The organism is Streptomyces sp. MZ04 (assembly GCF_004684775.1).
Classification (GTDB): Bacteria; Actinomycetota; Actinomycetes; order Streptomycetales; family Streptomycetaceae; genus Streptomyces.
Genome location: NZ_SRIC01000420.1, coordinates 1 through 5,319 on the forward strand (window position 1 = coordinate 1; position 5,319 = coordinate 5,319).

5 protein-coding genes are annotated in these 5,319 nt (G+C 71.1%); all 5 read right to left on the bottom strand.

Going from position 1 to position 5,319, the window contains the following annotated elements; all coding sequences use genetic code 11:
- Window positions 1–834 (bottom strand): enoyl-CoA hydratase/isomerase family protein (locus tag E2651_RS40855; protein WP_245239524.1); only part of this gene is annotated, 834 nt, incomplete at its 3' end.
- 42 nt (window positions 835–876) lie between these two features.
- Window positions 877–1,623 (bottom strand): PIG-L deacetylase family protein, encoded by a 747-nt coding sequence (locus tag E2651_RS40860; RefSeq protein WP_135336336.1) that lies wholly within the window; start codon window positions 1,621–1,623, stop codon window positions 877–879.
- A 73-nt stretch (window positions 1,624–1,696) separates the two neighbouring features.
- Complete coding sequence (locus tag E2651_RS40865) at window positions 1,697–3,004, bottom strand: alpha/beta fold hydrolase (RefSeq protein WP_135336337.1); 1,308 nt, start codon at window positions 3,002–3,004, stop codon at window positions 1,697–1,699.
- A 118-nt stretch (window positions 3,005–3,122) separates the two neighbouring features.
- Complete coding sequence (locus tag E2651_RS40870; RefSeq protein ID WP_135336338.1) at window positions 3,123–4,136, bottom strand: LacI family DNA-binding transcriptional regulator; 1,014 nt, start codon at window positions 4,134–4,136, stop codon at window positions 3,123–3,125.
- 93 nt (window positions 4,137–4,229) lie between these two features.
- A partial coding sequence (rhaS, locus tag E2651_RS40875) for a rhamnose ABC transporter substrate-binding protein (protein ID WP_245239525.1) occupies window positions 4,230–5,319 on the bottom strand: 1,090 nt, incomplete at its 5' end.

Here is a 5,319-nt window from a genome sequence, read left to right on the forward strand (position 1 = left end):
CCGCTCCCCCCTGGCCGCGTACCCCGCCCGCGAATCCTCCGACGTGAGAGTGATCGCCGCGTTCATCGCCACCCGGTCGAGGGCGGCGTCCATTCCCGCGTCCGCGTAGGCGTCGATGCCGCGTTTGATGCCCTGCACCGCGAGCGGGGCGTTGGCGGCGACCTCCGCTGCGATGCCATGGGCCGACTTCGCCAACTCGTCACCGGGTACCACCAATTGGACGAGCCGGAGCCGCTCGGCCGTGGCGGCGTCGATGCGTCGGCCGGTGAGCGAGAGCAGCTTGGCCCAGCCGGCGCCCGCGTCCCGCGCGATCCGCAGATCGCCGCCCGCGTCGACCGCGACACCGATCTGCGCCTCGGGCAGTGCGAACACGGCGTCGGCGGCGGCGATCCGGACGTCCGCCATCAGCGCGAGCTCGAAGCCGAAGCCGAGGCAGTAGCCCTGCACGGCGGCGACCACGGGCTGCGGCAGCCGCGCGAACGTACGGAAGCGCTCATGGACCCAGCGCAGCCCCTCGTAGTAGTTGCGGGTGCGCTCGGACCCCGAGCGGCCCTCGATCGCACCGGACCCGTTGAGCGACGTGACATCGATCCCGGCGCAGAACGCCCGCCCCTCGGCCCGCAACAGCACCGCCCTGATCGAGTCGTCGAAGCGGATCCGGTCGGCGAGGATCCCGAGCTGCCGGGTGGACTCCCAGCTCCACGCGTTGAGCTTCCCCGGATGGCAGAGGGTGAGGATGCCGAGCCCGTCCTCGATGTCCAGGCGCAGCCGCTCCTCGCCCTCCACGATGTCCGTGCCGATGGTGTCGATCACCAGGACCAGCCCTCCGCCCACGTTTCTGACGTACCGTCAGAGACGCAGGGTACCGGCGGGTGCTCAGCGGCTGAAGACCTCGAAGGGCACCGCGGGCTTCCCGCCGAAGCGCGGAGCCGTCCGCTGTGCGTTGCCGGTGAGGAACTCGCGGCAGTATTTCTCGGGGTCCTCCTGCGTCAACACCTCGATGTAGGTGCGGTGTTCGAGGAGAGACAGCACCGAGCGCTCGAGTCCCGCCGTCGCGTCCACCGCGTGCGTGGGGGACGAGGAACCGGCGACGGCGACCCAGCGCACGCCGTTCCAGGGTTCGAGGCCGTCCTCCTCGATCAGCTCGGGGAAGATCCAGCGGTTGCCCGCGTCCGACGCGGCGTCGAGGGTGGCCCGGCCGACGGCGACGTGGTCAGGGGTGTTCCAGGCGACGCCGCCCCAGGTGTCGCGGTGGTTGAGCGTGATGACGAGTTCGGGCCGGTGCCTGCGGATCGCGGCGGCGATGTCGCGGCGCAGTGCAATCCCGTACTCGATCACTCCGTCCTTGTGGTCGAGGAACTCCACGGTCGACACGCCGACCACGGCGGCGCTGGCCCGCTGCTCCCGCTCGCGCAGCGGCCCGCAGGTGGCGGGGTCCAGCGTGTCGATGCCCGCCTCCCCGCGGCTGGCGAGGAGGTAGGCGACCTCGCGCCCGCCGTCGGTCCATCCGGCGATCGCCGCGGCGCAGCCGTACTCAAGGTCGTCGGGGTGGGCGACGACGGCGAGTGCGCGCCGCCAGTCTTCGGGCATCGGGGTGAGCTGGTCGTTCAACGGCTCTGTCATGGCCGCAGCCTAGCTCCGCGCGGCGGCCGCGCAGGAGGCTCAGGCCTCGCCGCGGGGCGGCCGCGCAGGAGGCTCAGGCCTCGCCGCGGGCCAGCTCGAGCAGCCGGTCGAGTACGCGCGGTGAGCCCACCCGAAGACCGTCGTGCTCGTACTCGTCGGTGACCCAGGTGCGCAGGCCGCGGATGGCGCGCGCGGTGCGCAGGGAGTGCCCGGTGTCGACGTACATGTCGTCGTGGTAGATCGCGGCGACCGCCGGAACCTCGTTGGCGGCGAGGCGCGAGGCGTCGTACAGGGGCGCCCAGTCGATGCGTGCGGCAAGGAGGTCCGCGGTCTCGCGCAGCGGCTTCAGGGCCGGGTCGCAGTCGAACTGCCAGCGCTGGATCGCCTCCCCGGTGAACAGCAGCGGGGCGTCGCCATGGAGCGCCTTGGCCGGGTCGAACTGCGGGAACTCGCCGCGCGTCCGCTCCGCCGACCAGTCGGTGGGCCGACCGCCCTGCCCGTAGATCGTCTCGTGCATGAGCGCGAAGAGCGGGTTGCTCCGGAGCGAGAGGGTGGCCTGCACGGATTCCTGGAACGCGTCGGAGAGCGCGGGCCCGGACGGCGTCCGTACGAAGGCGTCTTCCACCAGGAAGTGCAGACGGTGGCTGCCGTCGCCCGTGCCGAGCAGCATGCCGAGGGACTGGAACGCCTCGACGGTGAGGCGGTAGCCGCCGGTCAGCACCGGCTCGTGTTCCGCCACGTAGGCCGCGATGCGGCGGACGCGTTCGACGTCCTGGGGGTAGCGGGCGTAGTGGGCCGCGGTCTTGCGCTCCATGCGCGGGTAGGCGGCGCGGTAGACGTCGTCGGCGTGCCCGTCGAGCGTCGGCAGGCCGCCGGTGATGATCGCGGTGTCCAGGCCCTCGGGGGCGGCCGAGAGGTAGTGGGTGGTGCAGAAGCCGCCGAAGCTCTGGCCGAGGACGGTCCAGGGGGCGCCGCCGGTGAGCTCGCGCCGGATCAGTTCGCAGTCGCGGACGATGGAGTCGGCGCGGAAGTGGGCGAGGTAGTCCGCCTGTTCGCGGGGGGCGCCGCGCAGCGGCAGGGTCTGGCGGTTGGCCGGGGTGGAGCTGCCCGTGCCGCGCTGGTCGAGGAGCAGCACCCGGTAGTCCCGCAGGGCCCGGCCGAGCCAGGCCTCCTTGCCCACGAAGCGGTTGGCCCCGCATCCCGGACCGCCCTGCAGATACACCAGCCACGGCAGGTTCCCGCCCGCGTGGGCGCCGGCCACGACCTCCCTCGCATAGACCTCGATGCGCTCGCCCGCCGGGTCGTCGTGGTCGAGCGGCAGGGAGAAGCGGTGGTCGGTGAGGACGACGCCGGGCTGGTGGTAAGGGGCGCTGGCGGTCAAGAGGGCTCCTGGACGACGCGTGGAACGGGGTGCTTCGTCACAGTTGAGCACACGCGCGCCGGGGGCGATCAGCGGGGCGACCGGAAGCAGTCCGTTGGGCGACCGGTCGCTGGAGCGATCAGCGGGGCGCCAGGCTGGAGCGCCGCACCACCAGCTCGGGCTGGAGCACCACGCGCCGGTGCTCGTGCCGCTGAAGGGCTTCCGACTCGGTCTCCTCCAGGAGGAGTTCCGCGGCCATGGTGCCCATCGTGACGGCGGGCTGGCGCACCGACGTGAGCGGGACGACCGCCGCCGCCGCGAACTCGATGTCGTCGTAGCCGACGATGGCGATGTCCTCGGGGACGCGCACCCCGGCGGCGTACATCGACTGGAGCACTCCGAGGGCCAGCAGATCGTTGGCGCAGAACACGGCGGTCGGCCGCTCGGCGAGCCCGAGGAGGCGGGCCCCCGCGTCCCGTCCCGCCGCCACGTCGAGGCGCTCGGTGGGCAGTTCCCGCAGCGCCGACGCCGGCAGGCCCGCCTCCGCGAGCGCCTGCAGCGCCCCCTCCCGGCGGTCCTTGACCTGGTTGAGCCCGGCGGGCCCGCTCACGTACGCGACGCTGCGGTGCCCGGTGTCCAGGAGATGGCGCACCGCGAGCGCCCCGCCCTGTACGTCGTCCACCGAGACGGAACACTCGGTGGCACCCTCGGCGACGCGGTCGACGAGGACGAAGGGGATGTCGTGCCGGCGGAACGTCTCGATGTTCCGTCCCGTGGCGTCAGCCGGGGTGAGCAGGACGCCGCGTACCCGCTGTTCGGCGAAGAGCGCCAGATACTCGGCCTCTTCGGAGGGGCTCTGTCCGCTGTTGCACATCATGACGCGGAGCCCGGCGTCGCGCGCGGCCCGCTCGGCACCGCGCGCGACGTCCACGAAGAAGGGGTTGCCCATGTCGAGCACCAGCAGCGCCATGATGCGGCTCTGGCCCGCGCGCAGCTGCCGCGCGGACTCGCTGCGGACGTAGCCGAGCCGGTCGATGACGGACTGCACCCGGTGGCGGGTCTCTTCGGAGACCATGTCCGGGCGGTTGATCACGTTCGACACGGTGCCCACCGACACCCCGGCGTGCTTCGCCACGTCTTTGATGCCGACCATGCGTCCCCTTGTTCCGTTGCTCGTGTGCTGCCTCGTGCGGCGCCTTGCGCGGTCCCTCGTGCGGCGCCTTGTGCATTCCCTCGTACGGTTCCCTCAGAATTTGTACTGGTCGATGTTCTTCTTGTCGAAGACGGTCGGTTCGCCGAGATCGACCACTCCCTTGTCGCCGATGGTGAAGCTGCCGAGGTCGCCCGCCTCGAACGACTCGCCCTTCTGTCCGGTGATCCGGCCGGACTTCAGGGCCACGGCGGTGTGCGCCGCGAGCGCGCCGAGCTTGGCGGGGTCCCACAGTTCGAAGCCTTCGACGGTGCCGTTCTTCACGTACTGGCGCATGTCGTTGGGCGTACCGAGGCCGGTGAGGAGCACCTTGCCCTTGTACTTCGACCCCGAGAGGTACTGGGCGGCGGCCTTGATGCCGACGGTCGTCGGCGAAATGATCCCGGCCAGCTTCGGGTGCTCCTGGAGCAGTCCCTGGGTCTGCTGGAAGGACTGCTGGGCGTCGTCGTTGCCGTAGGCCGTCTTCACCAGCTTCATGTCCTTGTACTTGGGCTTCTTCAGCTCGTCCTTCATGAAGCCGATCCAGGTGTTCTGGTTCGTCGCGGTCTGGGCGGCGGAGAGGATGGCGATGTCGCCCTTGTAGCCGAGCTGCTTGCCGAGCAGCTGCACCTGGCTGCGGCCGAGCGCCTCGGCACTGGCCTGCGAGACGAACACGTCACGGCAGCCGGCGTTGGTGTCCGAGTCGTACGTGACGACCTTGATGCCGTTCTTCATGGCCTGCTTGAGGGCGGTGCACAGGGCGCCGGGGTCCTGCGCGGAGACGGCCATGGCGTCGACCTGCTGCTGGGTGAGGGTGTTGACATAACTGACCTGCCCGCTGGTGTCGGTGGCGCTGTTGGGCCCTGTCTCCTTGTACGTCGACCCGAGCTCCTTGAGCGCCTTCTCGCCACCCTTGTCGGCGACCGTGAAGTACGGGTTGTTGACCTGCTTGGGCAGGAAGGCGACGGTCAGGCCCTTCTTGGTGGCCGCGTTCGGGTCGGCCTTCGCGTCCGATGCCTTGACCGAGTCGTCGTTCTTCGACGACTCCTTGGTGGTGCCTCCGCAGGCGGTGGCGGTGAGGGCGAGCGAGGTGACGGCGGCGAGGGTCACGCAGGCGCGGGTGAGGGCGGCTCTGCGGGGCGTTCGG